Genomic DNA, 25,416 nt, shown 5'->3' with positions numbered 1-25,416 from the left:
CATGGCTACCGTTAAAGTAACGCTGATCAAAAGCATGACCGGCCGCATCCCTAACCACAAATTGTGCGTTAAAGGTTTGGGTCTGCGTCGCATCGGTCACACTGTAGAAGTCCAGGATACTCCCGAGAATCGCGGGATGATCAACAAGGCTTACTACATGCTGCGTGTAGAGGGTTAATCGATGAAACTCAATGATCTGAGTCCAGCGCCGGGTTCCCGTCGCGAAAAGCATCGTCCGGGCCGTGGTATCGGTAGTGGTTTGGGTAAGACCGGTGGCCGTGGCCACAAGGGTCAAACCTCCCGCTCCGGTGGCACCATTGCTCCAGGCTTTGAAGGCGGTCAACAGCCGCTGCATCGTCGCCTGCCTAAGTTCGGTTTCGTATCCCTGAAAGCCATGGACCGCGCAGAAGTGCGTCTGTCCGAGCTGGCTAAAGTGGAAGGCGACATCGTTACTGTGCAGACCCTGAAAGATGCCAACGTGATCAACGTCAACGTACAGCGTGTGAAAATCATGCTGTCCGGTGAAGTGACTCGCGCTGTCACTATCGGCAAGGGAATCGGCGCCACCAAAGGTGCGCGTTCGGCTATCGAAGCAGCTGGCGGCAAGTTCGAGGAATAAATGGCTAAGCAAGGTGCTCTCTCAGCGCTCGGCAAAGGCGGTATGTCTGAACTTTGGGCTCGTCTGCGTTTTCTGTTCCTGGCGATTATCGTCTACCGAATAGGCGCACACATCCCGGTTCCAGGTATCAACCCGGACCGACTCGCAGACCTGTTTCGACAGAATGAGGGGACCATTCTTAGCTTGTTCAACATGTTTTCCGGCGGCGCGCTGGAGCGGATGAGCATCTTTGCACTGGGGATCATGCCGTACATTTCGGCATCGATCATCATGCAACTGATGACAGCCGTCAGCCCGCAGCTGGAGCAGTTGAAGAAGGAAGGTGAAGCTGGCCGTCGCAAGATTAGCCAGTACACCCGCTACGGCACTGTCGTCCTCGCCCTGGTTCAAGCTATCGGCATGTCCGTTGGCCTGGCAGGGCAGGGCGTTGCGTTCACTGGTGACTTTGGCTTCCATTTCGTCGCAGTATCCACGTTTGTGGCTGGTGCGATGTTCATGATGTGGCTGGGTGAGCAGATTACTGAGCGTGGTGTTGGCAACGGTATCTCGATGTTGATTTTCGCAGGTATCGTCGCCGGTCTTCCGAGAGCAATCGGGCAGTCTTTCGAGTCTGCGCGTCAGGGTGATATCAATATCTTCGCCTTGGTTGCCATCGGTTTGCTGGCAGTAGCGATTATCGGTTTTGTGGTGTTCATTGAGCGTGGCCAGCGTCGTATTGCTGTTCACTACGCCAAGCGTCAGCAGGGCCGTAAGGTCTTTGCTGCGCAGACCAGCCACTTGCCGCTGAAAGTGAATATGGCCGGTGTTATTCCGGCAATTTTCGCGAGCAGCATCTTGCTGTTTCCGGCTTCGTTGGGTACCTGGTTTGGTCAGTCCGAAAATATGGGCTGGTTGCAGGACCTCTCTCAGTCGATCGCTCCTGGTCAGCCGTTGAATATTCTGCTGTTTAGTGCAGGGATTATTTTCTTCTGCTTCTTCTATACGGCGTTGATGTTCAATCCGAAAGACGTAGCGGAAAACCTGAAGAAGTCCGGTGCCTTTATTCCGGGCATCCGTCCAGGTGAGCAGTCGGCACGCTATATTGATGGCGTTCTGACCCGTTTGACCCTGTTCGGTGCTCTATATATGACGGCCGTGTGCTTGTTGCCCCAGTTCCTGGTGGTTGCAGCAAACGTTCCGTTCTACCTTGGCGGGACCTCGTTGCTGATCGTGGTCGTGGTTGTGATGGACTTCATGTCCCAAGTACAATCGCACCTCGTTTCGCACCAGTACGAATCCCTGATGAAGAAAGCCAACCTGAAGGGCTACGGCAGCGGCATGTTGCGCTGAGTACCCCATAAGGTTCGAGGAGTTGGTGATGAAAGTTCGTGCATCGGTGAAAAAGCTGTGCCGTAACTGCAAGATTATTCGCCGCGAAGGTGTTGTTCGAGTAATTTGCAGCGCGGAACCGCGTCACAAACAGCGCCAAGGCTGAGTGTGATCCGCTTGAAGCCCGGCAGCTAGTGCGCTGCCGGGTTGATTATTTGTTATTACAGCGATATTATCTCGCGCCCTATTTCTTGGCTTCCGGGGCGTAGGTAGCTGTCAATTGGAGTCCCACTGAATGGCCCGTATTGCAGGCGTTAACATTCCAGATAACAAGCACACTGTTATCTCGCTGACCTACATCTATGGTGTTGGTCGCACTACTGCGCAGAAAATTTGCGCAGTTGCTGGGGTAAACCCAGCCGCTAAGATCAAGGATCTGAGCGACGAGCAGATTGAACAGCTGCGTGGCGAAGTGGCGAAGTTCACCACTGAAGGTGACCTGCGTCGCGAAATCAACATGAAAATCAAGCGTTTGATGGACCTCGGTTGCTATCGCGGTCTGCGTCATCGTCGTGGTCTTCCAGTACGCGGTCAGCGTACCAAGACTAACGCGCGTACCCGTAAAGGTCCGCGTAAGCCGATCCGCAAGTAATCGCCCCAGCGAATCGACAGGAAAATTATCATGGCAAAACCTGCTGCTCGTCCTCGTAAAAAAGTTAAAAAGACAGTGGTTGATGGCATCGCCCACATCCATGCATCTTTTAACAACACAATCGTGACCATCACCGACCGTCAAGGTAACGCGCTTTCTTGGGCTACCTCCGGTGGTTCGGGTTTCCGCGGTTCCCGCAAGTCCACCCCGTTTGCTGCTCAAGTAGCTGCTGAACGTGCTGGTCAAGCTGCGCTGGAATACGGCCTGAAAAACCTCGACGTTAACGTCAAGGGTCCAGGTCCAGGTCGTGAGTCTGCTGTCCGTGCTTTGAACGGCTGTGGCTATAAGATCGCCAGCATCACCGACGTGACGCCAATCCCGCACAACGGGTGCCGTCCGCCGAAGAAGCGCCGCGTGTAATCCAGGAGATTGTAAAGAATGGCTCGTTACATTGGTCCAAAATGCAAACTCGCTCGTCGCGAAGGCACCGATCTCTTCCTGAAGAGCGGCGTGCGCGCGATCGAATCGAAGTGCAACATTGAAGCAGCACCTGGTATCCACGGCCAACGCCGCGGTCGCCAGTCCGACTACGGCACCCAACTGCGTGAAAAGCAGAAGGTCCGTCGTATCTACGGCGTTCTCGAGCGTCAGTTCAGCGGCTACTACAAAGAAGCTGCTGGCAAGAAAGGTGCAACCGGTGAAAACCTGCTGCAACTGCTCGAATGCCGTCTGGACAACGTTGTATACCGTATGGGCTTTGGTTCGACTCGTGCCGAATCCCGTCAGCTGGTATCGCACAAGTCGATCAGCGTTAACGGTCAGACCGTAAACGTTCCGTCCTACCAGGTTCGTGCTGGTGACGTGGTCGCAGTTCGCGAGAAAGCAAAAAACCAACTTCGCATTGTCCAAGCTCTCGATCTGTGTGCCCAACGTGGCCGCGTAGAATGGGTAGAAGTAGACACTGAGAAGAAGTCGGGCGTTTTCAAGAACGTTCCTGCTCGCAGTGATCTGTCCGCCGACATCAACGAAAGCCTGATTGTCGAGCTCTACTCCAAGTAAGGGCTAGAAAATAGGTGCATCCATGCAGATTTCGGTAAATGAGTTCCTGACACCCCGCCACATTGATGTGCAGGTTGTCAGTCCAACCCGCGCCAAAATTACTCTCGAGCCTCTCGAGCGTGGTTTTGGCCACACCCTGGGCAACGCGCTGCGCCGCATCCTGTTGTCCTCAATGCCCGGCTGTGCAGTAGTCGAGGCCGAGATTGACGGTGTGCTCCACGAGTACAGCGCCATCGAAGGTGTACAGGAAGACGTAATTGAAATCCTGTTGAACCTTAAAGGTCTGGCTATCAAGCTGCACGGCCGTGACGAAGTTACGCTGACCTTGTCGAAGAAGGGTTCGGGGGTGGTTACCGCTGCCGATATTCAGCTGGATCATGATGTCGAGATCGTTAACCCCGATCACGTAATCGCTAACCTGGCGTCTAACGGCGCCCTGAACATGAAGCTCACTGTAGCTCGTGGTCGTGGTTATGAACCGGCCGACTCGCGTCAGAGCGATGAAGACGAAAGCCGCAGCATTGGTCGCTTGCAGCTTGACTCTTCGTTCAGCCCGGTTCGCCGTATCGCATACGTGGTGGAAAACGCCCGTGTCGAGCAGCGTACTAACCTGGACAAGCTGGTTATTGATCTGGAAACCAACGGTACCCTGGATCCTGAAGAGGCTATCCGCCGCGCTGCAACCATTCTGCAACAGCAGTTGGCTGCGTTCGTCGACCTCAAAGGTGACAGCGAACCAGTGGTAATCGAGCAAGAAGACGAGATCGATCCGATCCTGCTTCGCCCGGTTGACGATCTGGAACTGACTGTACGTTCGGCTAACTGCCTTAAGGCGGAAAACATTTACTACATCGGTGACCTGATCCAGCGCACCGAAGTAGAACTGTTGAAGACTCCGAACCTGGGCAAGAAATCCTTGACTGAAATCAAGGACGTTCTGGCCTCCCGCGGTCTGTCCCTCGGCATGCGCCTCGACAACTGGCCGCCTGCAAGTCTTAAGAAGGACGACAAGGCGACTGCCTGATCGTCGTAATCACCGAACGTGAGTTTGGTAAGGAATGAACCATGCGTCATCGTAAAAGTGGTCGTCACCTGAGCCGTACCAGCTCGCACCGCAAGGCCATGTTCCAAAACATGGCGGTGTCGCTGTTCGAGCACGAGCTGATCAAAACTACACTGCCGAAAGCTAAAGAACTGCGTCGCGTTGCTGAGCCGCTGATCACTTTGGCCAAGACAGACAGCCTGGCTAACCGCCGTCTGGCTTTCGACCGTACTCGTTCGAAAGCTATCGTTGGTAAGCTCTTCAACGACCTGGGCAAGCGTTACGCTACCCGTGAGGGTGGCTACCTGCGCATCCTCAAGTGCGGTTTCCGCGCTGGCGACAACGCGCCTATGGCGTACGTCGAGTTGGTTGATCGTGCTACTGCCGGCGAAGCTGTAAGCGCCGAGTAAGACGACAAGCTGCAACGAAGAACCGGGCCTAGTGCCCGGTTTTTTGTGCGCGTAACAAAAGCGCAATTTATACAAGCTTCCGTAGGCCGGGCGCTGCACTATAGCGAACGGAGTGCTGTTAGTTATTCTCTATCGACGCCTGCAATTTAATGAATTTGTACGCGTGGTGTTGATGATTAATACTCCCTCCAAGCCGATTAGCCGGCAGTTCCAAGTCCGACCTGAGGAAGATTGAGCATGAGCCAGAATAAAGTCCTTACCACCGCCAGCGGCGCTCCCGTTGCGGATAACCAGAACTCCCGTTCCGCGGGCCCTCGTGGTCCGTTGTTACTCGACGATTTCCACCTGATCGAGAAGCTCGCTCACTTCAACCGTGAAAACATTCCTGAGCGTCGCGTGCACGCCAAAGGATCGGGCGCCTACGGTACGTTCACAGTCACCCGTGACATCACCCAGTACACCAGCGCCAAGCTGTTCGAATCTGTTGGCAAGCAAACGCCGACATTCTTGCGATTCTCCACTGTAGGCGGTGAGCGCGGTTCTGCTGACACTGAACGTGATCCACGTGGCTTTGCCCTGAAGTTCTATACCGAAGAGGGTAACTGGGACATCGTTGGTAACAACACCCCGGTGTTCTTTATCCGTGACCCGCTGAAATTCCCTGACTTTATCCACACCCAGAAGCGTCTGCCCCAAAGCAACCTGAAAAGCGCGCAGATGATGTGGGATTTCTGGTCGCACTCCCCAGAGGCTTTGCACCAGGTCACCATCCTGTTTTCCGACCGCGGGATTCCAGACGGCTACCGTCACATGCATGGTTTTGGCAGCCACACTTACAGTCTGATCAACGCCCAGGGCGAGCGTCATTGGGTGAAGTGGCACTACAAGACTAAGCAAGGCATCAAGAACCTGGCGCCGGCCGAGGCTGCCCGCTTGGCGGGTACCGATCCTGACTACGCCCAGCGTGATCTGTTTGGTGCAATCGAGCGCGGTGACTTCCCCAAGTGGCGCGTGTGCATCCAGATCATGACCGAGGCGCAGGCGAATGCCCATTACGAGAACCCGTTTGATGTGACCAAGACCTGGTCGCAAAAAGAGTTTCCGTTGATTGAAGTGGGTGAGTTGGAGCTCAACCGTAATCCGCAGAACTACTTCGCAGAAGTCGAGCAGGCTGCATTTGGCCCAAGCAACATGGTCCCAGGCGTTGGCCTGTCGCCAGACCGTATGCTGCAAGGTCGGGTTTTTGCCTACGCCGATGCTCACCGTTACCGTGTGGGCACCAACCACCAGCAACTGCCGGTGAACGCGCCACGTAGCCCGGTTAACAGCTACCAGCGTGACGGTTCCATGGCTTTCGGCAGCAACGGTGGTGCAGCTCCGAACTACGAGCCAAACAGCTATGCCGACGCACCGAAACAAGCTCCGCAGTATGCAGAGCCAGCATTGGCCCTGAGCGGCGCCGCTGATCGCTACGATCATCGCGAAGATACGGACTACTACAGCCACGCCGGTGCGCTGTTCCGTCTGATGAATGATGAGCAGAAAGCTTTGCTCACCAATAACATCGCGGGCGCAATGGGTGGGGTTTCCAGTGATGTGGTCCAGCGTCAACTGCAGCACTTCTATAAGGCCGACCCGGCTTATGGAGAAGCAATCGCAAAGGCACTGGGTGTATCGCTTAACTGACTCTAAACGATAAGCAGAACCGCCCTCATTTGGGCGGTTTTTGCGTTATTTCAGCTACTTTTCTCCGGAAATCTTCACTTTTCTGCCGTTTGTCCCGTGACCTTCAAGTCAGCATGGTTCAAACTACAGTCTTTCAAGCAGGGAGATGTAGGGCGATGCAAGGTCACCCCGACGTAATCGATTACCTCAACACGTTGCTGACGGGCGAACTGGCAGCTCGTGACCAATATTTCATCCATTCGCGTATGTACGAAGACTGGGGCTTTACCGAGCTCTACGAGCGTATCAACCACGAAATGGAAGAAGAGGCACAGCACGCTGACGCCCTGATGCGCCGCATTCTGATGCTCGAAGGCACGCCGCGTATGCGTCCTGATGATCTGGACGTGGGTACCACAGTGCCTGACATGCTCGCTGCCGATCTTCGCCTTGAATACAAGGTCCGTGCCGCACTCTGCAAGGGCATCGAGCTTTGCGAGCAGCACAACGACTATGTCACCCGGGAAATACTGCGGGTGCAGTTGAATGACACCGAAGAAGATCACACCTACTGGCTGGAAAAGCAGTTGGGCCTGATCAAGCTGATCGGCCTGGAGAATTACCTGCAATCGCAGTTCTGATTCCCGGCTATAAAAAGCCCCTGTCACCGCAAAGTGACAGGGGCTTTTTATTGGACGATGAAAAGATCAGGCCCGGTCGCGTTCCAGCAACGGTTTCAGGTAGTAACCGGTGTGCGACTGCGGCATTTCGGAGACCTGCTCCGGCGTGCCCACTGCAATGATCTGGCCACCCTTCGAGCCGCCTTCCGGCCCCAGGTCTACCAGCCAGTCGGCAGTCTTGATCACATCAAGGTTGTGCTCGATCACCACCACGGTATTGCCGTGGTCCCGCAAGCGGTGAAGTACGTCCAGCAACTGCTGGATATCCGCGAAGTGCAGGCCAGTGGTCGGCTCATCGAGGATGTACAAGGTTTTGCCGGTATCGCGCTTGGACAGCTCGCGAGACAGCTTGACCCGCTGCGCCTCGCCACCCGACAGCGTGGTCGCTGATTGCCCCAGCTTGATGTACGACAGGCCCACATCCATCAGCGTCTGCAGCTTGCGCGCCAACGCCGGCACTGCGTCGAAGAACTCGCGAGCTTCCTCGATCGTCATTTCCAGGGTCTCGTGGATGCTCTTGCCCTTGTACTTGATCTCCAGGGTCTCGCGGTTGTAGCGCTTGCTCTTGCACACATCGCAAGGCACGTAGATGTCCGGCAGGAAGTGCATCTCCACCTTGATGAGGCCATCGCCCTGGCACGCTTCACAGCGGCCACCCTTGACGTTGAACGAGAACCGGCCCGGCCCATAACCCCGTGAGCGCGACTCTGGCACGCCAGCGAACAACTCACGGATAGGGGTAAACAGCCCGGTGTAGGTGGCTGGGTTGGAGCGAGGCGTACGCCCAATCGGGCTCTGGTCGATGTCGACGACCTTGTCCAAGTGCTCCAGGCCCTTGATGCTGTCGTGAGCCGCCGCTTCCAGGGTGGTCGCGCCATTCAGGGCGGTAGCACTCAGTGGGAACAGGGTGTTGTTGATCAGTGTCGACTTGCCCGAACCGGAAACGCCGGTCACGCAGGTCAGCAGGCCCAGCGGAATCTCCAGGTCGACATTGCGCAGGTTGTTCCCGCGCGCGCCCTTGAGATGCAGCGCCATCTTCTTGTTGCGCGGCGTCCGCTTGGCGGGTACTTCAATCTTCACACGCCCCGACAAATATTTACCGGTCAGTGAATCAGGATGTGCCATCACCTCGGCAGGCGTGCCTTCAGCAACTATATGGCCACCATGCACGCCCGCGCCGGGGCCGATATCGACCACGTAGTCCGCCAGGCGGATAGCGTCTTCATCATGCTCGACCACGATCACGGTATTGCCGATATCGCGCAGGTGTTTCAGCGTGCCCAGCAGGCGGTCGTTATCCCGTTGGTGCAAGCCAATCGACGGCTCGTCGAGGATATACAGCACGCCTACAAGGCCCGCGCCAATCTGGCTGGCCAGGCGAATACGCTGTGCCTCACCACCAGACAAGGTATCGGCGCTGCGGTCCAGCGATAGATAGTCCAGGCCCACGTTGACCAGAAACTGCAATCGCTCGCGAATCTCCTTGAGGATCTTGTCGGCAATTTCTCCACGACGACCGGTCAGCTTCAGCACGCCAAAGTATTCACACGCATCGCCGATCGGCAGGTTGGTCACTGCCGGCAGGGTCTTCTCGCCCACCCACACGTGACGTGCCTCACGGCGCAGGCGGGTGCCACGGCAATCCGGGCATGGCTGCGTACTGAGGAACTTCGCCAGCTCCTCGCGCACGCTCGCCGATTCGGTTTCGCGGTAACGGCGTTCCAGGTTTGGCACGATGCCTTCGAACGGGTGCGAGCGCTTGACGATATCGCCGCGGTCGTTCAGGTATTTGAAGTCGACATTCTGCGAACCGCTGCCATTTAGAATGACCTTCTGCTGGTCTGCCGGGAGTTGGTTGAACGGTACTTCCAGGCTGAACTTGTAGTGGGAGGCCAACGACCCAAGCATCTGGAAGTAGTAGACGTTACGCCTGTCCCATCCACGTATCGCACCCTCGGCCAAGGTCAGTTCGCCATTGACCAGGCGCTTGATATCGAAAAACTGCTTCACACCCAGGCCGTCGCAAGTCGGGCAGGCGCCGGCCGGGTTGTTGAAGGAAAACAGTTTGGGTTCCAGCTCGCTGATGGCATGGCCACAGATCGGGCAGGCGAAGCGTGCGGAGAAGATGATCTCTTCGCCCGGCTCGTCATCCATCGGTGCTACCAGGGCAATGCCATCGGCCAGCTTCAGCGCGGTTTCGAACGATTCCGCCAAACGCTGCTGCAAGTCGGCGCGCACCTTGAATCGGTCGACCACCACATCAATGGAGTGCTTTTTCTGCTTGTCCAGCTTCGGCGCTTCGTCCAGCTCATAGAGCTTGCCGTTGATGCGCGCACGCACGAAGCCCTGGGCACGCAGTTCTTCGAAGACCGACAGGTGTTCGCCCTTGCGCTCGCGAATGACGGGCGCCAGCAGCATCAGCTTGGCGCCTTCGGGCTGGGCCAGCACCAGGTCGACCATCTGGCTGACGGTCTGGGCTTCCAGGGGGATATCGTGGTCCGGGCAGCGGGGGATACCCACGCGTGCGTAGAGCAGGCGCAGGTAGTCGTAGATCTCGGTAATGGTACCCACGGTGGAGCGCGGGTTGTGGGACGTGGATTTCTGTTCGATGGAAATAGCCGGCGACAGGCCTTCAATGGTGTCGACATCGGGCTTTTCCATCATCGACAGGAACTGCCGGGCGTAGGCCGACAGCGATTCCACATAGCGACGCTGACCTTCGGCATACAGCGTGTCGAACGCCAGGGACGATTTACCGGAGCCGGACAAGCCGGTGATGACGATCAGTTTGTCCCGGGGCAGGGTCAGGTCGATGTTCTTCAGGTTGTGGGTTCTAGCCCCACGAATCAGGATCTTGTCCAAGATGGCCTCGCACGGCGGGCGTAAATGATGCCGGAGTATACGGCTAAAGACTGGATGAATATACACTGTCAAAACGCCGCTTGCAGCCTTACATGAAAGCTGCGCGGCAAAGCGCCGCATATACCCTCTCAATCGATGGGACTGGTAGAATCGCCGCCGGTTCACACGAGGTTTTTCCATGCACGATCCCCACAGCGAACGCATGAGTAGCGGCGAGACCCGAGCGGCAAGCGGTCTGGCCCTGGTGTTCGCCTTCCGTATGCTGGGCATGTTTATGGTGCTGCCGGTGCTGGCCACCTATGGGATGGATCTCGCAGGTGCGACCCCCGCCTTGATCGGCCTGGCGATTGGAGCCTATGGCCTGACCCAGGCGATTTTCCAGATCCCGTTCGGGATTATTTCCGACCGCATTGGCCGCCGCCCGGTGATCTATCTCGGGCTGATCGTATTCGCCCTTGGCAGTGTGCTAGCGGCCCAATCCGATTCGATCTGGGGCGTGATCGCCGGACGCATCCTGCAGGGCGCCGGTGCGATTTCCGCCGCCGTAATGGCGCTGCTGTCCGACCTGACCCGCGAACAACACCGCACCAAGGCCATGGCGATGATCGGCATGACCATCGGCCTGTCGTTTGCCGTGGCCATGGTGGTCGGCCCCTTGCTCACGCGTGCGTTCGGCTTGCATGGGCTGTTCCTGGCCACGGGCGGCATGGCGTTGTTCGGTATCCTGATCGTGGCCTTTATGGTGCCGCGCTCCACCGGCACCCTGGCGCACCGTGAATCGGGCGTTGCACGCAAGGCGTTGCTGCCGACGCTCAAGCACCCGGACCTGCTGCGCCTGGATTTAGGTATCTTCGTATTACACGCCATGCTGATGTGCAGCTTCGTCGCCTTGCCCCTGGCCCTGGTGGAAAAAGCCGGCCTGCCCAAGGAGCAGCACTGGTGGGTCTACCTCACTGCGCTGTTGATTTCGTTCTTCGCCATGATCCCGTTCATTATCTATGGCGAGAAGAAACGCAAAATGAAACGAGTTTTACTCGGCGCCGTCGCGACATTGATGCTCACTGAACTATTCTTCTGGCAGTTCGGCGACAGCCTGCGCGCATTGGTGATCGGCACGGTGGTGTTTTTCACCGCGTTCAACCTGCTCGAAGCGTCGTTGCCGTCGCTGATCAGTAAAGTTTCACCGGCGGGCGGCAAGGGCACGGCCATGGGGGTGTATTCCACCAGCCAGTTCCTGGGCTCCGCGTTGGGCGGCATCATGGGCGGCTGGATGTTCCAGCATGGCGGTTTGTCGGTTGTGTTCCTCGGATGCGCCGCGCTGGCTGCACTTTGGCTGGCCTTTGCTGTTACCATGCGCGAACCTCCCTACGTCACCAGCCTGCGTTTGCCGCTATCGCCCGAGGCGATCCGCGAAGCTGGCCTGGTCGAGCGCCTGAAGGCCGTCGTAGGGGTAACGGATGCAGTCGTGGTCGCAGAAGAAGCGGCCATTTACATCAAATTGGACACCGAATTATTGGATCGCGCGACGCTCGAGCAACTGGTCAACCCAGTGCCGACAGCGCGCCCAGCCTAGGAGAACGTTATGGCCCGTGGGGTTAACAAAGTCATATTGGTCGGTACTTGCGGCCAGGATCCCGAAGTTCGCTACTTGCCTAACGGTAACGCCGTGACCAACCTGAGCCTGGCGACCAGCGAACAGTGGACCGACAAGCAGACCGGCCAGAAGGTCGAGAAGACCGAATGGCACCGCGTGTCGATGTTCGGCAAGGTCGCAGAGATCGCCGGTGAATACCTGCGCAAAGGTTCGCAGGTGTACATCGAAGGCAAACTGCAAACCCGCGAGTGGGAAAAAGACGGCATCAAGCGTTACACCACCGAAATCGTGGTCGACATGCAAGGCACCATGCAACTGCTGGGCGGCCGTCCACAGGGCGACCAACAGGGCCAGGGCGGCATGTCCAACTCGGCACCGCGCCCGCAGCAGTCGCGTCCGCAGCCAAGCCAGCAGCCACAGCGTGAGTCGCGCCCAGCGCCACAACAGGCTGCTCCGCAACCGGCTCAGGATTTCGACAGCTTTGATGACGATATCCCGTTCTAAGGCCTGACACCTTGGAACAAACAAAACCCCCGATAGCGAAAGCATCGGGGGTTTTTTATGGGCGATGAACAGGCGTCGGTGCACGCGCTGCCTTTGTGCAGGCAGCACACCAACCCCAGCATTTGTTCTCATGGCTCACAAGATTTAGGCTGTCGCCACCTCTAAGAAAGAAGGAAGCTGTGATGACCTGGTCCGCCAAGCAGTACACGATGTTCGAACAGCAGCGCACTCGCCCCGTCCGTGACCTGGTTGCGGCAATTCCCAACACCGACGTGGTGACCGCCGTCGACCTGGGGTGCGGGCCGGGGAACTCCACCGAAGTACTGGCCGAGCGTTTCCCCCAGGCAGAGGTCACGGGTTTGGACAGCTCCGATGACATGTTGGCAGACGCCCGCAAGCGCCTGCCCAGGTTGAACTTCGAGTTGGCAAACATCGGCGCCTGGCATCCTGCGCAACGCTTGGATGTGATCCTGGCCAATGCCTCGCTGCAATGGCTGCCCGACCACGCCACGCTCTACCCGCACTTGGTCCACCAACTGAATCCAGGCGGTACGCTGGCGGTGCAAACCCCGGACAACCTTGACGAGCCCGCTCATCGCCTGGCCCGCGAAGTTGCGGCCGATGGCCCATGGTCGGCGAAGATAGGGGCGGTCAAACACAATGAGCGGCACACCGCCAGTTACTACTACGAGCTGCTGAGCAAGCATTGCAGTACCGTGGACGTGTGGCGCACCACCTATCAACACCCGTTGGCGGACCACGCGGCGGTGGTGGAGTGGTTCAAGGCCTCGGCATTGCGGCCTTTTCTCGCACCGTTGACCGACGATGAAAAAGCCGCCTTCCTGCAGCACTACCAGGCGCGAATTACCCTGGCTTATCCAGCCCTGGCCGATGGCACGGTGTTGTTGCCCTTTCCGCGGCTGTTCATCATCGCCACACGCTAACGCGATCAATCCGGGTGGCGGTCATGCAACCGCTGCTTGGGCCTTCAGATATTCTTCTGCCGACACTACACCCGCATAGCCAAATGCCAGGGAGGCCATGTACGCCCCGTGCACCTGTGCCGCCGGTATCACCTGGCCGTTGAATTCCTGGTCGCGAGTGGCACAGGCGTCATGAATGACCGTAACCTTGTAGCCCAGGTCCGCCGCCGCCCGCACTACGGCGTCAACGCACATATGGCTCATGCTGCCCACCACCACCACGTCGGTGATGCTGCGCTGTTCCAGCAATTCGCGCAGATTGGTTTGGCGAAACGCATTCACGAAGTGTTTGAGCACCACCGGTTCATCGCCCTCGTTGAGCACCTTGGCATGCAAGTGCGCGCCTTCGGAGCCCGGTGTGAAGAACGGTGCATCGTCCCCGGAGAACTCATGGCGTACATGAATCACTGCATCGCCGGCTTGTCGAAACGCCTGTAGCACCAGCGCCGCCTTGTCCGCTGCGGCTTCCACGCCGTCGAGCGGCCACTTGCCCTGGGGGAAGTAGTCGTTCTGGATATCGATTAGGATGAGCGCCTGCTTGGCCATGTGTGTTGCCTCGTGATGGGTTGATGGGCCTAGTATCTTAGCTGGCGATCACACAGAGAATTGGCCGCACCGACAATAACAGGGGGAAAACTGACAATGGCCGCGCAACGCAGCACTGTCGAGCTGGGTGTGTTGATCTACCAGGGCGCGCAACTCGCCGCAGTCCACGGGCTGACCGACCTGTTCGGGGTCGCTAACCGCATCGCCGCCGAGCATGAATCTGCGCAACTGCCGCTGCTGCGGGTCAGCCACTGGCAGGTAGATGCTCACGGCACGCCCGCGCGCACGTTCGACAGCCACCCAGGCCCCGACCAACTGATGATGGCCGTGTTGGTGCCACCCTCGATTGCAGAGTTCACCGAAGACCAGGCGCCGCCCGCGTTGCTGGAGTGGCTGCGCCAGCAACATGCGGCCGGCACCGTGCTTGGCGGCGTGTGCATCGGCTCTATCATGCTGGCGCGCAGCGGCCTGTTGGATGGCCGCAGCGCCACCACCCACTGGTCCTCCGCGAAATCTTTTGCGGCCTGTTACCCGGCGGTGAGCCTGGAAGCGGATAAACCCATTGTCGATGACGGCGACCTGATCACTTCCGCGGGGCTGATGGCCTGGTCCGAACTGGGCCTGCGCCTGGTCGACCGGCTGATGGGCCCGAGCATTGCAGCCGACACGGCGCGTTTTCTGGTGATCGAACACAGCGCCAGTGCCAGCCAGTGCGGTAGCAACTTTGCGCCGATTCTCCGGCACGGTGACAGCGCGGTCCTCAAGGTCCAGCATTGGCTGCAAGCCAGTGGCGCGGTGGATGTGTCCGTAGCGGCGATGGCGCAGGAGGCGAACCTGGAGGCGCGCACCTTTCTGCGGCGCTTTCGCAACGCCACCGGGTTGAAACCCACCGAGTACTGCCAGCACCTGCGAGTCGGCAAGGCGCGGCAGATGCTGGAGTTCACCAATGGCACGATCGATCACATTGCCTGGACCGTGGGCTATCAAGACCCCGGCGCCTTTCGTACCATTTTCAAAAAAATCACCGGCCTGTCCCCCAGTGATTACCGCAACCGGTTTGGGGTTTGAATCGTGCAGAAAGCCGCAGGGTTAACCTCGGGTCGTGCAGAATAAAACAGGCTAACGGCCATCACTTTGTGCGCAACTGATTGATTTAACAGCCACGCCCGCAAACCCTACGTTGGCCTGATCCATGCAGCCCTCCTGCTACACAACGGCTGATAGAAAGGGGAACGCATGACCCCCATAAGTCGCAACAAGAAGCTGGTGGTTGCCCACTCCATGCGAGAAGGCGCGCCCTTGCATGAAATCGAAACCAACCGCGCCCTCGCACGCTGGCTGGCGCAGATCCTGGGGCTCAAGTTCGGTGGCAGTTACGACCCGGCCCTGCATGCGGGTCGGGAATTGTATCTGCTGCCCACGCAAACCCTGGTCGGGCCCGCCCAAGCGCGCCAGCTCAATATCAAGGGGCCACAAGATCTGTGGGGCGGCTATGTCGATCATGCTTTCATCTGCACCAAAGCTATCAGCCACGGCCTGCTGAGTCCCGAGGCCAAGGCGCCCGATGGCTGGTCGCCGACATTCTCCGAGCGCGTGCGTGACGTGGTGTTGGACGGTGTGAGTGTGTTCGCCCTTGAGGATGCACGGCCGGCCGCTACCCGCATGCTCTACAGCGGCCCGATTCGTCTGAAACCCGTGAACGCCTGTGCAGGGCGCGGGCAGGAAGTTATCCACAGCCTGGATGAGTTCGACGCGATAGTGGCGCGCCCGGAAGCGGCCCGAATGTTCAATGAAGGCGTGGTGCTGGAACAAGACCTGCACGCGGTGGTCACCCACAGTGTGGGCCAGAGTTTTATCGGCGATCACCTTTTCAGCTACTGCGGCGAGCAGCATCTGACGCAAGACGGGCAGGGGGACGAGGTCTACGGCGGTTCCGATCTGCTGGTCGTCCCGGGTGATTACGCAGCCCTGCTCAAACTGGATCTGCCTGAAGATGTGCGTGAGGCCATCGAACAGGCGCTGGTTTTCGACCGTGCTGCGAATGATGCCTACCCGGGCTTCTTCGCCTCGCGCCGCAACTACGACATCGCCCAAGGCCTGGACAGCACAGGCCAGCGCCGCAGTGGCGTGCTCGAACAATCCTGGCGCATGGGCGGAGCCAGCAGCGCGGAAGTCGCGGCGCTGCAGAGCTTTATCAACCACCCGGGCCTGAAGGCTATCCGTGTGTCCTCGGTAGAAACCTATGCAGACCAAGCGCTGCCGGCGGATGCCATAGAGGTATACCGAGGCCCGGCCGAGAACAGCGACTTTCTACTCAAATATGTGACGGTCAAGACTTATGACGGCTAGAAGCGAGAGCATCACCATCGATATAGACGACGAACAGATGAGCGGGACATTCCTCAGTCCCAAGTCCAAAGTACCCGGTGTGTTGTTCGTGCACGGTTGGGGCGGCAGCCAGGAGCGCGACCTGGAGCGGGCCAAAGGTATCGCAGGCCTTGGGTGTGTGTGCCTGACCTTCGACCTGCGTGGCCATGCTGGCACCGGCATCCCCTTGTCGCGCGTCACCCGCGAAGACAACCTGCGTGACTTGCTGGCCGCCTACGACCGCCTGCTGTCCCACCCGGCTATCGACACCTCGGCGGTGGCAGTGGGGGGCACCCGTTATGGCGGGTACCTGGCGGCGATCCTCACCTCGTTGCGCCCGGTACGTTGGCTGGCGCTACGAGTGCCGGCGCTGTACCGCGATCAGGAATGGCTCAAGCCCAAGCGCGACTTGGATAAAGCCGACCTGATGGATTACCGCGGCACCCTCGTGCACGCCGAAACCAACCGAGCCCTGCATGCCTGCGCGCAATTTACTGGTGATGTGCTGATTGTCGAGTCGCAAACCGACGACCATGTGCCCCACGCCACCATCATGAGTTACCGCGCGGCGTGCCAGCAGACCCATTCGCTGACCCACCGCATCATCGACGGTGCCGACCATTCCTTGAGCGACCCGGTGTCGCAGCAGGCGTACACCTCGATCCTGGTGGACTGGATTACCGAGATGGTGGTGGGGGAACGGTTGAGCATCATTCAGGCCCGATAGTCGTTGCCCTTGTGATCGCTATCGCGGGCAAGCCCGGCTCCCACCTGGGAATGCATTCCCCTGTGGGAGCCGGGCTTGCCCGCGATAGCGATTCCACAGTCACCACCGTCTCATCAGGCTGTCTTCTTCACCCGCAACGCCTTGGCCTTGGCCTCCACCCCCAAATACATCACCAGTGCAATCAACAACGGGCAAATAAAATAAATCGCCCGGTACGCGATCAGCCCCGCCAGCAAACTCCCCCGGGATGCTTCATGCTGCAACAACGCAATGAACACCGCCTCCAAAACCCCCAACCCGGCGGGAATATGGGTGACCACCCCGGCAATTGCGCTGATCAACAGCACCCCCAGCACCAGTGGGTAATCCAGTTTGGCCGGCAACAAGGTAAATATCACCGCGGCCATCAACGACCAGTTCAACGCACCCAGGGCCAGCTGCAAACAGGCCATGCGCAGCGACGGCAAGTTGATCTCGATACCGCGAATCGACCACGCGCGCTTTTTCGAAAACCGGCACGCCGCCAGGTAGCCCAGGCTCGCGATCACCAATAACACCCCGACCCCTTGCAAGGCGCCGCTGCTGAGCTTCCAGCCCGGCGGCAGGGTCACCAACCCGCTGCTGAACACCACCCCGGCCAACGCCATATAGCCGAACCAATTGGTGGCCAGGCTCAGGCCGAGGATCTTGGCGATATTGCTGGTGCTCACGCCCAGGCGCGAATACAGCCGATACCGCATGGCGATGCCGCCGACCCAGGCGCTGAGGTTGAGGTTGAACGCATAGCTGATGATGCCCACCGGCAATATCTGCTTCCAGCGCAGCGGCTGGCGAATGTAGGTGCGGCCGATCAAATCGAAACAGGCGTAGACGATAAAACTGCACAGCGTCAGCGCGCCGGCGATGAACAATGTGCGCAGCTTGAACTCGCTCAGGGTCTGGAACACTTCGCTCCAGTCGATGCGCCGGGCGAGCAGGGTAAACAACACGATCAGCAGCACGAAGAACGCAATCGTCAGCGGTTTCTTCCAGCGCTTGAACCCAGAGGCTTGCGCTTGGGGGCGGGCTTCAGGCGTCATGGGGTGTGGTCTCAAAAGGCTTCAAGCGCGGTTTGTGGGCCGGCAACCAACTGGCCAGTACCGGGAAATGGCGCATCACATGAAACACCAGGAAACCCACGGTCAAACGCCAGAGCCACAGGCGTGGCTTGCGCTTTTCCGGCATGGTCTGGCAATGATTGTGGGCGAGGGCTTCCAGGCGTTCGTATAGCTGCTGATTGAAAGCCCGGTCGCGAATCAGCACATTGGCCTCCAGGTTCAATGCCAGGCTCAGTGGGTCCAGGTTGCTCGAACCGACGGTGCTCCATTCGTCATCCACCAACGCCACCTTGCCGTGCAGCGGGCGTTGGCAGTATTCGTGAATCACCACACCATCCTTGAGCAGATAGTCATAGAGCATGCGCGCGGCGAGTTTCGCCAACAGCACGTCGGGCTGGCCCTGCATGATCAACTGCACCTGCACGCCACGGCGTGCCGCGTTACGGATCTCGCGAAGCAAGCGATAGCCGGGGAAGAAGTACGCGTTGGCGATCACCACCCGCTGCCGGGCCTGGCTCAAGGCGTGGATATACGCCTCTTCAATGTCGTCACGATGTTGGATGTTGTCTCGATAGATCAGGCGTACCAGTCCGTCGCCAGGCTCGTTCGTCCAGGGTGAGGGCCGTTGCTGGCGCCGCCGCCAACCGCGACGGCTGCGCACCTGGCGGCCACTTTGGGCGAGGGCGAAATGGTGCAGGTCGGCCACGGCCGGGCCGATCACCTGCACGGCGTAATCCTGCTTGGCTTCGGGGCCGAAATCCGCCAGGGGGTCGGCAGAAAAATTGACCCCGCCGATAAACGCCACGCGGGCATCCACCACGACGATCTTACGGTGCAGGCGGCGAAACCAGTTAGTGCGTATGCCGAAGGTCTTGGGCGCCGGGTCGAACATCTGCACCATCACCCCGGCCTCGGCCAACTCCCGCAGGAAGCCCGGGCTCAACTCGCCGCAACCAAAACCGTCGAGGCTAACCACTACCTTTACCCCACGCTTGGCCGCCTCGATGAGGATGCTGTGCAGCTCAAAGCCGACTTTGTCTTCAAAGAGGATAAAGGTCTCCAGCAGGATCTCGCGCTCTGCCGCCCGCAAAGCCTCGAACACAGCGGGAAAGTACGCCTCGCCGTTCTCCAGCAACTCAACGCGGTTGCCGCTCTGCCAGCCGTAGTCCAGATCCCGCGCCTTGCTGTCATCTGGCGGTTGGTCTGTGGCGATATGGTCTACCGCAACGTTCATAACTCAACCTCCACCGACAGCGGCACATGGTCTGAGAGATGGGACCAGGGGCGAGTGGTGAGTACGCGCGGGTTGTGCACCGTCAAGTTACGCACATAAATGCGGTCCAGCGGCAGCAACGGCATGCGTGCCGGGAAGGTGCGCGCCGGTTTGCCAAGGGTGTGCATGAACACTTCCTGCAAACCGCTTTGGCTCAGGTCGGCTTTTTGCCGCCAGTCATTGAAATCGCCAGCGACCACCAACGGCGCATCGGCCGGAATCTCGCTGATACGTTGTTCCAGCAACCGCAATTGTTGTTGGCGATGCACCTCGCGCAAGCCCAGGTGGATGCAGATCGCATGCACCTGCTGGCCGCTGCCCGGCAGGCGCAACACGCAATGCAGCAGGCCGCGGTTTTCATGGCCGCTTTGCGAGATGTCGAGGTTGTCGTAGCGGATGATCTGGAATTTGGACAGCAGTGCATTGCCATGGTCGCCATGGGGATAAACCGCATTGCGCCCATAGGCAAACTGCGGCCAGATGCTGTCGGCCAGAAACTCATACTGCGGCATTTTCGGCCAGTCGCTGTAGCGCTGGGGATGGCGTTCGTGAGTGCCATGGATCTCCTGCAAGAACACCATGTCTGCGCCCACGCTGCGCACCGCTTCACGCAGCTCGGGCAAGATGAAGCGACGATTCAGTGCGGTGAAACCCTTGTGGATATTGACCGTCAGCACCGTGAAACGGGTGATGGCGGTGGTCGGCGGGGTGGGGATCAATTCTGGATGCGTCATGGCAATACTCCTGGTTCCGGCAGTCGACCAGGCTCGGTGAGCAGGTGTTGGTCCAGTCCGAAGCGTTGCAGCAATTGGCGTGCATCGAAGGGGGCGCGAACTTTGATGTCGTTGTCGAAAAAGCAGAACACGTCACGGTGTTTACGCCTGCGGGGTGTGTGATGCGGGTCGACGAGGTGTGCGTCCGCAGGCTGCTTGCCCTGGGCCCAGCGCTCGATGCGGTCGCCCCAGCGCCGGAGCGCTTCGGCGCTATAACCGCTGGCGTATAACTGCTTATCGCCGTGCAAGCGCAGGTACATGAAGTTGGCGGTCACGTCTTCCATGTACGGCCACTTGCCTGCGGTGTCCGCGACCACTAGGGCCACTCCGTGTTTATCCAGCATCTGGATGAACTCCGGTACGGCAAAACTCAGGTTGCGAATCTCCACGGCATGGCGCAAAGGCTTCTTGGCATAGGCCTTCATGCTCGCCTTGCCGTTCAGGCGTGGCTCATGCTGGCGGGCGAGGGCGGCCGCCTGTTGGGTGTCCGTGGGTAATTGGGCCAGGAAGGTTTCGAACAGCGTGGCGTCAAATTTGAAGCTGGGCGGAAACTGCCAGAGGATGGGGCCGAGTTTTTCTTTGAGTTCCAGCACCCCGGAAGCGAAGAAATTCGCCATCGGCTTGTGCACGTCCCGCAGGCGCAGGATATGCGTGATGAAACGGGGCGCCTTGACACTGAACAGGAAACCTTCGGGCGTATCGGCATACCACTCGGCGTAGCGATTGGGGGTTTGCAGCGCGTAGAACGAGCCGTTGATTTCGATGCTGTTGACGGCGCGTGACGCAAACTGCAACTCGCGTTTCTGGGTCAGCCCTTCGGGGTAGAAATCCCCGCGCCAGGGCGTGTAGCGCCAGCCGGAAATGCCGATGTGAATCGCCGCCATGTGTGCTCCCGTGGAGGGTGGGTGAGGTGACCTCCGTTATGGGATGACTGCGCTATTTGGCTGAAAGTTTCCACATTCCTACAGGCGGTACAGGGGAGGAAAATACGGGAGGGCATAGACCATGCAGGGCACATGCAGGGAACGATCAAGGCCTAAACCCGTCAGTTCCTTACAGACCCTGCTGAAGGAGCCCGCTGTTTTGCTGAATTTAAAGACTGCATTACTGCTCGGCGCGTTGCTGCTCTGCGGCAACGGCGCATTGCAGGCCGCGGCCTCTGCGCCTGCTGCCGACACACCGGCCAAGCCGGAGTTGCTGGTGGAGGGCGGGTTGCTCGGGGCCATCAGCTCCAGCATCGACGACGTGCAGAACAAGCTCGACCTCGACCAGAACCTCATCGACGCCTGGCGCCTGCGTGCTGATCGCGCCGCGGATGAAGTAGGGCGCCTGGTAGACCAGACAGCCGCACGCTCGCCCTGGAGCGTGGCGGGCGATTTCCTGCTGTTGTCCGGGGTGTGGGTCGGTGCCTTTGCGGTGTTGACGATGCTTGGGCGTTTGATTGTGCGAAGGTCGAGCCTGCGCCCATTTCTCGCGCGGCGCCGGCGCCTGCAAGGCTTGCTGAGCTATGTGGTGCCCTACACGATTCCAGCGCTGATCTGCTTGCCGTTGACCCTCTACGTCAGCCACTTTTTACCGGCATCGGTTGGGCGTGCCCTGGCACTGTGTTTTGCCTACGCCACCAGCAGTGGCATCTTTTCCACGTCGTTGTTGCTGTGCGTCATTGTCATGTTCAATGTCGGCCATAAGCGGCCTGCCGTGCAGATCATTCGTGACTATTGCCCCAAACCGCTGTTTCTCATCGGCTTTCTCGCGGCCCTCAGCGATGCGCTGACCAGCCCGCAAATCGCTCGGCAACTGGGCGGCAATATCACCAGCAGTATCGCCGTATTTACCGGCCTGTTTGCCGCGGTCATCTTTGGCGTACTAGTGGTACGCCTGCGTCGGCCGGTGGCCCATTTGATCCGCAACCGGCCGTTGGCCCAGCGTCTCAAACATCCAGCATTGCAACAGTCGCTGCGGGTGTTTTCCGGGCTCTGGTACTGGCCGATTCTGTTGATGGTGCTGGTTTCGGTGGTCAACCTGATTGGCGCCGGTGACGACAACCAAGAGGCCCTGCGCTGCGCGCTGCTCACCACCTTGTTACTGATCGGTACGGTATTTCTCAGCACCGTGCTGCAACATCTGTTCAAGTCCCGCAGCCAGGTATCGATCCAGCGCAGCAGCGCCTACAAGGAACGCTTCCTCAGTTTGCTGCACGCGATTTTGCGTATCGTCATGGCCATCGCGTTTATCGAAATACTGGGCCGTATCTGGGGTATTTCGCTGTTCGAATTCGCCCAGCGCAACTCGGTCGGCCGGGCCATCAGTGATTCCCTCAGCAGTATCGGCCTGATCCTGTTGGTGACCTGGCTGTTCTGGGTGGTGCTCGACACGGCGATCCAAGAAGCCCTCAAGCCACCTGTGAATAAACGCTCCAGTCGCCAGCCCAGCACCCGGGTCAAAACCATCCTGCCGCTGCTGCGCAATGCGGTGAAGATCATCCTGGTGGTGATTTGCGCGATCACCACCATGGCCAACCTGGGCATCAATGTCGCGCCGTTACTGGCGGGCGCCGGAGTGGTGGGCTTGGCCATTGGTTTCGGTTCCCAGCAACTGGTGCAGGATGTGATTACCGGCCTGTTCATCATTATCGAAGACACCCTGTCCATCGGCGACTGGGTGGTGCTCGACTCCGGCCACGCCGGCACCGTCGAGGGCTTGACTATCCGCACCCTGCGCCTGCGTGACGGCAAGGGGTTTGTGCATTCGGTGCCGTTCGGGCAGATCAAGGCGGTCACTAACCAGTCCCGTCAATTCGCCTACGCGTTCTTCTCCGTGCAGTTCACCTACGACACCGACGTAGACAAGGCCGTGGAGCTGATCCGCGAGGCCGGCCAGTCGATCCGCGACGATGTGTTCCTCAAGTACAACCTGCAAGGGCCGTTGGAGGTGTTCGGGGTGGACAAGATGGACCTCAATGGCGTGGTGCTCACCGCACAGTTCCGCACCGTGTCGGGTGGTCAATACGCGGTCAGCCGCGCGTTCAACCAGCGTTTGAAAAAGCTTGTGGATAACTGCGAGTCGGTGCATTTCGCCCAGACTTATCCACAGCAGGTGCTACTCGCACCGCGTACGGCGCTGAAACAGGAGGCCGTCGAACCCGACGTCAAGACACTTAATCCGTGACGGTTGCGCTACAAGCCCGCAAAATGCAACGATTCTGGCAATGACCTACGACAGAGCACACACGCCTGTCGATAATAACCATCGTTCCAAACAGACCGGGCCTGCTCAATCTATGCGAATGCGCCTTATGTTACTGGGCGGCGGGAATGCCCTCGGGCAGGCGCTGATTCGCCTCGGTGCGGAGGAAGACATCGGTTTCCTCGCCCCCAAACCGCCCCAAGACGGCTGGGATGCCGCAAGCCTCACCCAATTGCTCGACGACTCCCGTCCCGATGCCTTGATCAACCTCGCCTACTATTTCGACTGGTTCCAGGCCGAAGCCGTGAGCGAAACCCGCCTGGCCGCCCAGGAGTTCGCCATCGAACGCCTGGCCGAGCTGTGTCAGCATCACAGCATCACCCTGTTGCAACCGTCCAGCTACCGTGTGTTCGATGGCTCTCGCGCCACCGCCTACAGCGAGAAAGACGAGCCGGTGCCCCTGGGCCTGCGCGGCCAGGCGTTGTGGCGTATCGAACAAAGCGTGCGCGCCACGTGCCCGCAGCATGTGCTGCTGCGGTTTGGCTGGCTGCTCGATGACAGCGTCGACGGCACGCTCGGGCGCTTCCTGGCCCGGGCCGAGAACGCCGACGAGCTGCTGATGGCCGACGACCGCCGGGGCAACCCGACGCCGGTGGACGATGCGGCGCGGGTGATCATCTCGGTGCTCAAACAACTCGATTGCGCCGCGCCGCTGTGGGGTACCTACCACTACGCCGGCCACGAGGCGACTACGCCGTTGGCGCTGGGCCAGGCGATTCTCACTGAAGCGCGTAATTTCCATCCGTTGGCCATCGAGTCCCCCACCGCCCAGGCTCACGCAGCGCGGCCGGATGCGGCGGATGAACCGCAGCATGCGGTGGTGGCCTGCAAGAAAACCCTCCACACCTTTGGCATCAACCCACGGGCATGGCGGGCAGGCTTGCCGGCTCTACTGGATCGCTTCTACCGCCATAGCTGACATCCCCAAAACCAAAAGTGGGAGGGGACTTATGTAGGAGCTGGCTTGCCTGCGATAGCATCACCTGGGTATCACTGATACACCGAGGTGTCTGCATCGCGGGCAAGCCCGGCTCCCACATAAGCCTCCTCCCACATGGGTTATGCGGTGTGGCTTAAACGGGACTCAGAACTTGTAGCCGATACCCACCATGTAAACCATCGGGTCTACATCCACATTGACCTTGGCCCGAGTGCCCTGGCCCAGCGCGTTGTTATCCACAGTCGCCTTGGTGCTGATGTCGATGTAGCGCGCCTGGGCGTTGATCATCCACTTGTCGTTGATCATGTAGTCGGCGCCGATCTGTGCAGCCCAGCCCCAGGAGTTTTCGGCCTTGAAGTTGCTGAAACCGGCCTGCTCGGCACGGCTGCCCACGTGCTCGTCATAGATCCAGGTGTAGTTGATACCAGCGCCCACATACGGCTGGAACGCGGACTTGTGGTCCAGCGGGTAGTACACGACGCTCAAGGTCGGCGGCAGGTGTTTCAGCGTGCCGAGCTTGCCGTTGGCGGCGCCCAGGGCGGTGTTCTTGATCTTCACGTCATGCTCGAACGGCGTGGCCGCGAGCAATTCGATGCCGACGTGGTCGGTGATCATGTAGGCGAAGTTCAAGCCCAGTTGGGTGTCGCTGCTCATGGTCGCCTTGCCGCCCAGATTGGTGCCGGCCAATGGGCCCTGGTCAACCTTGACGCTGCTGCTGTCGGCCTTCGGGTTCACGGTGATTGCACCGGCGCGAACCAGAATATCGCCCGCCTGGTGAGCGTGGGCGACGGGGGCGACGAGGGCGAGCGCGAAGAGGGACGCGCCGAGCAGAGACTTGTTCATGGGAGCTCCAAAGGACGTTTAAAAGTTGTACGTCCAATGGTAAAGATCGTTCCGTTCGGTCTTTTGACTCAGCTCAATGAAAGGGTGATCAGTCTCTTTCGCCACCGATCTAAACCTGTGGGAGCTGGCTTGTCTGCGAAAGCGGTGGTGCAGTAACAGATGCAGCGACTGATACACCGCTTTCGCGAGCAAGCCCACTCCCACATTTGGATCTTCGGTGTGTGGG

General features: G+C 59.1%; 26 protein-coding genes. 19 read left to right on the top strand and 7 right to left on the bottom strand.

The window, feature by feature from the left end:
• The first annotated feature begins 1 nt into the window (after position 1).
• From rpmD to bfr, 11 genes are all read left to right on the top strand, one after another.
• A complete protein-coding gene (rpmD, locus tag CER19_RS04360) occupies positions 2-178 on the top strand; it encodes a 50S ribosomal protein L30 (RefSeq protein WP_003176408.1) in 177 nt (58 codons plus the stop codon).
• 3 nt (positions 179-181) lie between these two features.
• The gene (gene rplO, locus CER19_RS04355) at positions 182-619 is read left to right on the top strand and encodes a 50S ribosomal protein L15 (protein ID WP_003176407.1); all 438 of its coding nucleotides are present in this window, start codon (positions 182-184) and stop codon (positions 617-619) included.
• Positions 620-1,948, top strand: coding sequence for a preprotein translocase subunit SecY (secY, locus tag CER19_RS04350; RefSeq protein ID WP_003194637.1), 1,329 nt, complete (start codon positions 620-622; stop codon positions 1,946-1,948).
• A gap of 28 nt (positions 1,949-1,976) precedes the next feature.
• On the top strand, positions 1,977-2,093 hold the full coding sequence (gene rpmJ / locus CER19_RS04345; protein ID WP_002555468.1) for a 50S ribosomal protein L36: 117 nt from the start codon (positions 1,977-1,979) through the stop codon (positions 2,091-2,093).
• A gap of 129 nt (positions 2,094-2,222) precedes the next feature.
• A complete protein-coding gene (rpsM, locus tag CER19_RS04340; RefSeq protein WP_003194635.1) occupies positions 2,223-2,579 on the top strand; it encodes a 30S ribosomal protein S13 in 357 nt (118 codons plus the stop codon).
• Between the two features lie 30 nt (positions 2,580-2,609).
• Positions 2,610-2,999 (top strand): 30S ribosomal protein S11, encoded by a 390-nt coding sequence (gene rpsK, locus CER19_RS04335; RefSeq protein ID WP_002555466.1) that lies wholly within the window; start codon positions 2,610-2,612, stop codon positions 2,997-2,999.
• Between the two features lie 18 nt (positions 3,000-3,017).
• Positions 3,018-3,638 carry a 30S ribosomal protein S4 gene (gene rpsD, locus CER19_RS04330; protein ID WP_003176404.1) on the top strand — a complete coding sequence of 207 codons (621 nt, stop codon included), beginning with the start codon at positions 3,018-3,020 and terminating at the stop codon, positions 3,636-3,638.
• 22 nt (positions 3,639-3,660) lie between these two features.
• Positions 3,661-4,662 (top strand): DNA-directed RNA polymerase subunit alpha, encoded by a 1,002-nt coding sequence (rpoA, locus tag CER19_RS04325; protein WP_003176403.1) that lies wholly within the window; start codon positions 3,661-3,663, stop codon positions 4,660-4,662.
• 41 nt (positions 4,663-4,703) lie between these two features.
• The gene (rplQ, locus tag CER19_RS04320) at positions 4,704-5,090 is read left to right on the top strand and encodes a 50S ribosomal protein L17 (protein ID WP_003176402.1); all 387 of its coding nucleotides are present in this window, start codon (positions 4,704-4,706) and stop codon (positions 5,088-5,090) included.
• 237 nt (positions 5,091-5,327) lie between these two features.
• On the top strand, positions 5,328-6,776 hold the full coding sequence (locus CER19_RS04315) for a catalase (RefSeq protein ID WP_116665531.1): 1,449 nt from the start codon (positions 5,328-5,330) through the stop codon (positions 6,774-6,776).
• A gap of 155 nt (positions 6,777-6,931) precedes the next feature.
• Positions 6,932-7,396, top strand: coding sequence for a bacterioferritin (bfr, locus tag CER19_RS04310; RefSeq protein WP_003176400.1), 465 nt, complete (start codon positions 6,932-6,934; stop codon positions 7,394-7,396).
• Between the two features lie 66 nt (positions 7,397-7,462).
• Here bfr and uvrA read toward each other — a convergent pair whose 3' ends face one another.
• The gene (gene uvrA, locus CER19_RS04305; protein ID WP_003194630.1) at positions 7,463-10,297 is read right to left on the bottom strand and encodes an excinuclease ABC subunit UvrA; all 2,835 of its coding nucleotides are present in this window, start codon (positions 10,295-10,297) and stop codon (positions 7,463-7,465) included.
• A gap of 178 nt (positions 10,298-10,475) precedes the next feature.
• Here uvrA and CER19_RS04300 point away from each other — a divergent pair, with 178 nt between their 5' ends.
• The 3 genes from CER19_RS04300 (at position 10,476) to tam (ending at position 13,339) form a co-directional block, all read left to right on the top strand.
• Positions 10,476-11,870 carry an MFS transporter gene (locus tag CER19_RS04300; protein ID WP_116665530.1) on the top strand — a complete coding sequence of 465 codons (1,395 nt, stop codon included), beginning with the start codon at positions 10,476-10,478 and terminating at the stop codon, positions 11,868-11,870.
• Between the two features lie 9 nt (positions 11,871-11,879).
• The gene (locus CER19_RS04295; protein ID WP_020302451.1) at positions 11,880-12,395 is read left to right on the top strand and encodes a single-stranded DNA-binding protein; all 516 of its coding nucleotides are present in this window, start codon (positions 11,880-11,882) and stop codon (positions 12,393-12,395) included.
• A gap of 182 nt (positions 12,396-12,577) precedes the next feature.
• A complete protein-coding gene (tam, locus tag CER19_RS04290) occupies positions 12,578-13,339 on the top strand; it encodes a trans-aconitate 2-methyltransferase (RefSeq protein WP_116665529.1) in 762 nt (253 codons plus the stop codon).
• A 21-nt stretch (positions 13,340-13,360) separates the two neighbouring features.
• Here tam and CER19_RS04285 read toward each other — a convergent pair whose 3' ends face one another.
• Positions 13,361-13,924 (bottom strand): cysteine hydrolase family protein, encoded by a 564-nt coding sequence (locus CER19_RS04285; protein ID WP_116665528.1) that lies wholly within the window; start codon positions 13,922-13,924, stop codon positions 13,361-13,363.
• A gap of 96 nt (positions 13,925-14,020) precedes the next feature.
• Between CER19_RS04285 and CER19_RS04280 the strand changes: the two genes are divergently transcribed.
• The 3 genes from CER19_RS04280 to CER19_RS04270 all read left to right on the top strand — a co-directional run bounded on the left by CER19_RS04280 (position 14,021) and on the right by CER19_RS04270 (position 17,018).
• Entirely contained in the window at positions 14,021-14,992 is a 972-nt protein-coding gene (locus CER19_RS04280; RefSeq protein WP_116665527.1) for a GlxA family transcriptional regulator, read from the top strand.
• Between the two features lie 168 nt (positions 14,993-15,160).
• Complete coding sequence (locus CER19_RS04275) at positions 15,161-16,273, top strand: DUF3182 family protein (protein ID WP_116665526.1); 1,113 nt, start codon at positions 15,161-15,163, stop codon at positions 16,271-16,273.
• Positions 16,263-17,018: a S9 family peptidase gene (locus CER19_RS04270; protein WP_116665525.1), complete on the top strand. Its 756-nt coding sequence runs from the start codon at positions 16,263-16,265 to the stop codon at positions 17,016-17,018. Before CER19_RS04275 ends, CER19_RS04270 begins: the two co-directional genes overlap by 11 nt.
• Before the next feature lie 113 nt (positions 17,019-17,131).
• On the opposite strand, the gene CER19_RS04265 is transcribed toward CER19_RS04270, so the two are convergent.
• From CER19_RS04265 to CER19_RS04250, 4 genes are read right to left on the bottom strand one after another with little or no spacing between them, the layout of a single operon-like run.
• Positions 17,132-18,097 carry a lysylphosphatidylglycerol synthase domain-containing protein gene (locus tag CER19_RS04265; protein ID WP_116665524.1) on the bottom strand — a complete coding sequence of 322 codons (966 nt, stop codon included), beginning with the start codon at positions 18,095-18,097 and terminating at the stop codon, positions 17,132-17,134.
• The gene (gene clsB, locus CER19_RS04260; protein ID WP_116665523.1) at positions 18,087-19,349 is read right to left on the bottom strand and encodes a cardiolipin synthase ClsB; all 1,263 of its coding nucleotides are present in this window, start codon (positions 19,347-19,349) and stop codon (positions 18,087-18,089) included. Before clsB ends, CER19_RS04265 begins: the two co-directional genes overlap by 11 nt.
• The gene (locus CER19_RS04255) at positions 19,346-20,122 is read right to left on the bottom strand and encodes an endonuclease/exonuclease/phosphatase family protein (RefSeq protein ID WP_116665522.1); all 777 of its coding nucleotides are present in this window, start codon (positions 20,120-20,122) and stop codon (positions 19,346-19,348) included. The genes clsB and CER19_RS04255 overlap by 4 nt, the downstream gene beginning before the upstream one ends.
• Positions 20,119-21,045 carry a DUF72 domain-containing protein gene (locus tag CER19_RS04250; RefSeq protein WP_116665521.1) on the bottom strand — a complete coding sequence of 309 codons (927 nt, stop codon included), beginning with the start codon at positions 21,043-21,045 and terminating at the stop codon, positions 20,119-20,121. Before CER19_RS04250 ends, CER19_RS04255 begins: the two co-directional genes overlap by 4 nt.
• 199 nt (positions 21,046-21,244) lie before the next feature.
• Between CER19_RS04250 and CER19_RS04245 the strand changes: the two genes are divergently transcribed.
• Positions 21,245-23,329 carry a mechanosensitive ion channel family protein gene (locus CER19_RS04245; RefSeq protein ID WP_116665520.1) on the top strand — a complete coding sequence of 695 codons (2,085 nt, stop codon included), beginning with the start codon at positions 21,245-21,247 and terminating at the stop codon, positions 23,327-23,329.
• Between the two features lie 112 nt (positions 23,330-23,441).
• Positions 23,442-24,326 (top strand): sugar nucleotide-binding protein, encoded by an 885-nt coding sequence (locus CER19_RS04240; protein ID WP_116665519.1) that lies wholly within the window; start codon positions 23,442-23,444, stop codon positions 24,324-24,326.
• A 165-nt stretch (positions 24,327-24,491) separates the two neighbouring features.
• Here CER19_RS04240 and CER19_RS04230 read toward each other — a convergent pair whose 3' ends face one another.
• Positions 24,492-25,190, bottom strand: coding sequence for an OmpW family protein (locus tag CER19_RS04230; protein WP_014720136.1), 699 nt, complete (start codon positions 25,188-25,190; stop codon positions 24,492-24,494).
• Positions 25,191-25,416: the final 226 nt, after the last annotated feature.

The organism is Pseudomonas sp. GL93 (genome assembly GCF_003408955.1).
GTDB classification, from domain to species: domain Bacteria; phylum Pseudomonadota; class Gammaproteobacteria; order Pseudomonadales; family Pseudomonadaceae; genus Aquipseudomonas; species Aquipseudomonas paracarnis.
The sequence above is the reverse complement of the archived record's forward strand: the minus strand, read 5'-3'. Positions and strand labels throughout refer to the sequence as shown.

What these genes read in the sequence shown, in the direction of transcription:
- secY (WP_003194637.1), top strand. Translation starts at nt 620, where the DNA reads ATGGCTAAGCAAGGTGCTCTCTCAGCGCTCGGCAAAGGCGGTATGTCT.
- rpoA (WP_003176403.1), top strand. Translation starts at nt 3,661, where the DNA reads ATGCAGATTTCGGTAAATGAGTTCCTGACACCCCGCCACATTGATGTG.
- rpmJ (WP_002555468.1), top strand. Translation starts at nt 1,977, where the DNA reads ATGAAAGTTCGTGCATCGGTGAAAAAGCTGTGCCGTAACTGCAAGATT.
- CER19_RS04280 (WP_116665527.1), top strand. Translation starts at nt 14,021, where the DNA reads ATGGCCGCGCAACGCAGCACTGTCGAGCTGGGTGTGTTGATCTACCAG.
- rpmD (WP_003176408.1), top strand. Translation starts at nt 2, where the DNA reads ATGGCTACCGTTAAAGTAACGCTGATCAAAAGCATGACCGGCCGCATC.
- CER19_RS04300 (WP_116665530.1), top strand. Translation starts at nt 10,476, where the DNA reads ATGCACGATCCCCACAGCGAACGCATGAGTAGCGGCGAGACCCGAGCG.
- CER19_RS04295 (WP_020302451.1), top strand. Translation starts at nt 11,880, where the DNA reads ATGGCCCGTGGGGTTAACAAAGTCATATTGGTCGGTACTTGCGGCCAG.
- CER19_RS04275 (WP_116665526.1), top strand. Translation starts at nt 15,161, where the DNA reads ATGACCCCCATAAGTCGCAACAAGAAGCTGGTGGTTGCCCACTCCATG.
- clsB (WP_116665523.1), bottom strand. Translation starts at nt 19,349, where the DNA reads ATGAACGTTGCGGTAGACCATATCGCCACAGACCAACCGCCAGATGAC.
- CER19_RS04255 (WP_116665522.1), bottom strand. Translation starts at nt 20,122, where the DNA reads ATGACGCATCCAGAATTGATCCCCACCCCGCCGACCACCGCCATCACC.
- CER19_RS04240 (WP_116665519.1), top strand. Translation starts at nt 23,442, where the DNA reads ATGCGAATGCGCCTTATGTTACTGGGCGGCGGGAATGCCCTCGGGCAG.
- rplO (WP_003176407.1), top strand. Translation starts at nt 182, where the DNA reads ATGAAACTCAATGATCTGAGTCCAGCGCCGGGTTCCCGTCGCGAAAAG.
- CER19_RS04270 (WP_116665525.1), top strand. Translation starts at nt 16,263, where the DNA reads ATGACGGCTAGAAGCGAGAGCATCACCATCGATATAGACGACGAACAG.
- bfr (WP_003176400.1), top strand. Translation starts at nt 6,932, where the DNA reads ATGCAAGGTCACCCCGACGTAATCGATTACCTCAACACGTTGCTGACG.
- CER19_RS04315 (WP_116665531.1), top strand. Translation starts at nt 5,328, where the DNA reads ATGAGCCAGAATAAAGTCCTTACCACCGCCAGCGGCGCTCCCGTTGCG.
- CER19_RS04265 (WP_116665524.1), bottom strand. Translation starts at nt 18,097, where the DNA reads ATGACGCCTGAAGCCCGCCCCCAAGCGCAAGCCTCTGGGTTCAAGCGC.
- rpsD (WP_003176404.1), top strand. Translation starts at nt 3,018, where the DNA reads ATGGCTCGTTACATTGGTCCAAAATGCAAACTCGCTCGTCGCGAAGGC.
- rpsK (WP_002555466.1), top strand. Translation starts at nt 2,610, where the DNA reads ATGGCAAAACCTGCTGCTCGTCCTCGTAAAAAAGTTAAAAAGACAGTG.
- CER19_RS04285 (WP_116665528.1), bottom strand. Translation starts at nt 13,924, where the DNA reads ATGGCCAAGCAGGCGCTCATCCTAATCGATATCCAGAACGACTACTTC.
- CER19_RS04250 (WP_116665521.1), bottom strand. Translation starts at nt 21,045, where the DNA reads ATGGCGGCGATTCACATCGGCATTTCCGGCTGGCGCTACACGCCCTGG.
- rplQ (WP_003176402.1), top strand. Translation starts at nt 4,704, where the DNA reads ATGCGTCATCGTAAAAGTGGTCGTCACCTGAGCCGTACCAGCTCGCAC.
- CER19_RS04230 (WP_014720136.1), bottom strand. Translation starts at nt 25,190, where the DNA reads ATGAACAAGTCTCTGCTCGGCGCGTCCCTCTTCGCGCTCGCCCTCGTC.
- tam (WP_116665529.1), top strand. Translation starts at nt 12,578, where the DNA reads ATGACCTGGTCCGCCAAGCAGTACACGATGTTCGAACAGCAGCGCACT.
- rpsM (WP_003194635.1), top strand. Translation starts at nt 2,223, where the DNA reads ATGGCCCGTATTGCAGGCGTTAACATTCCAGATAACAAGCACACTGTT.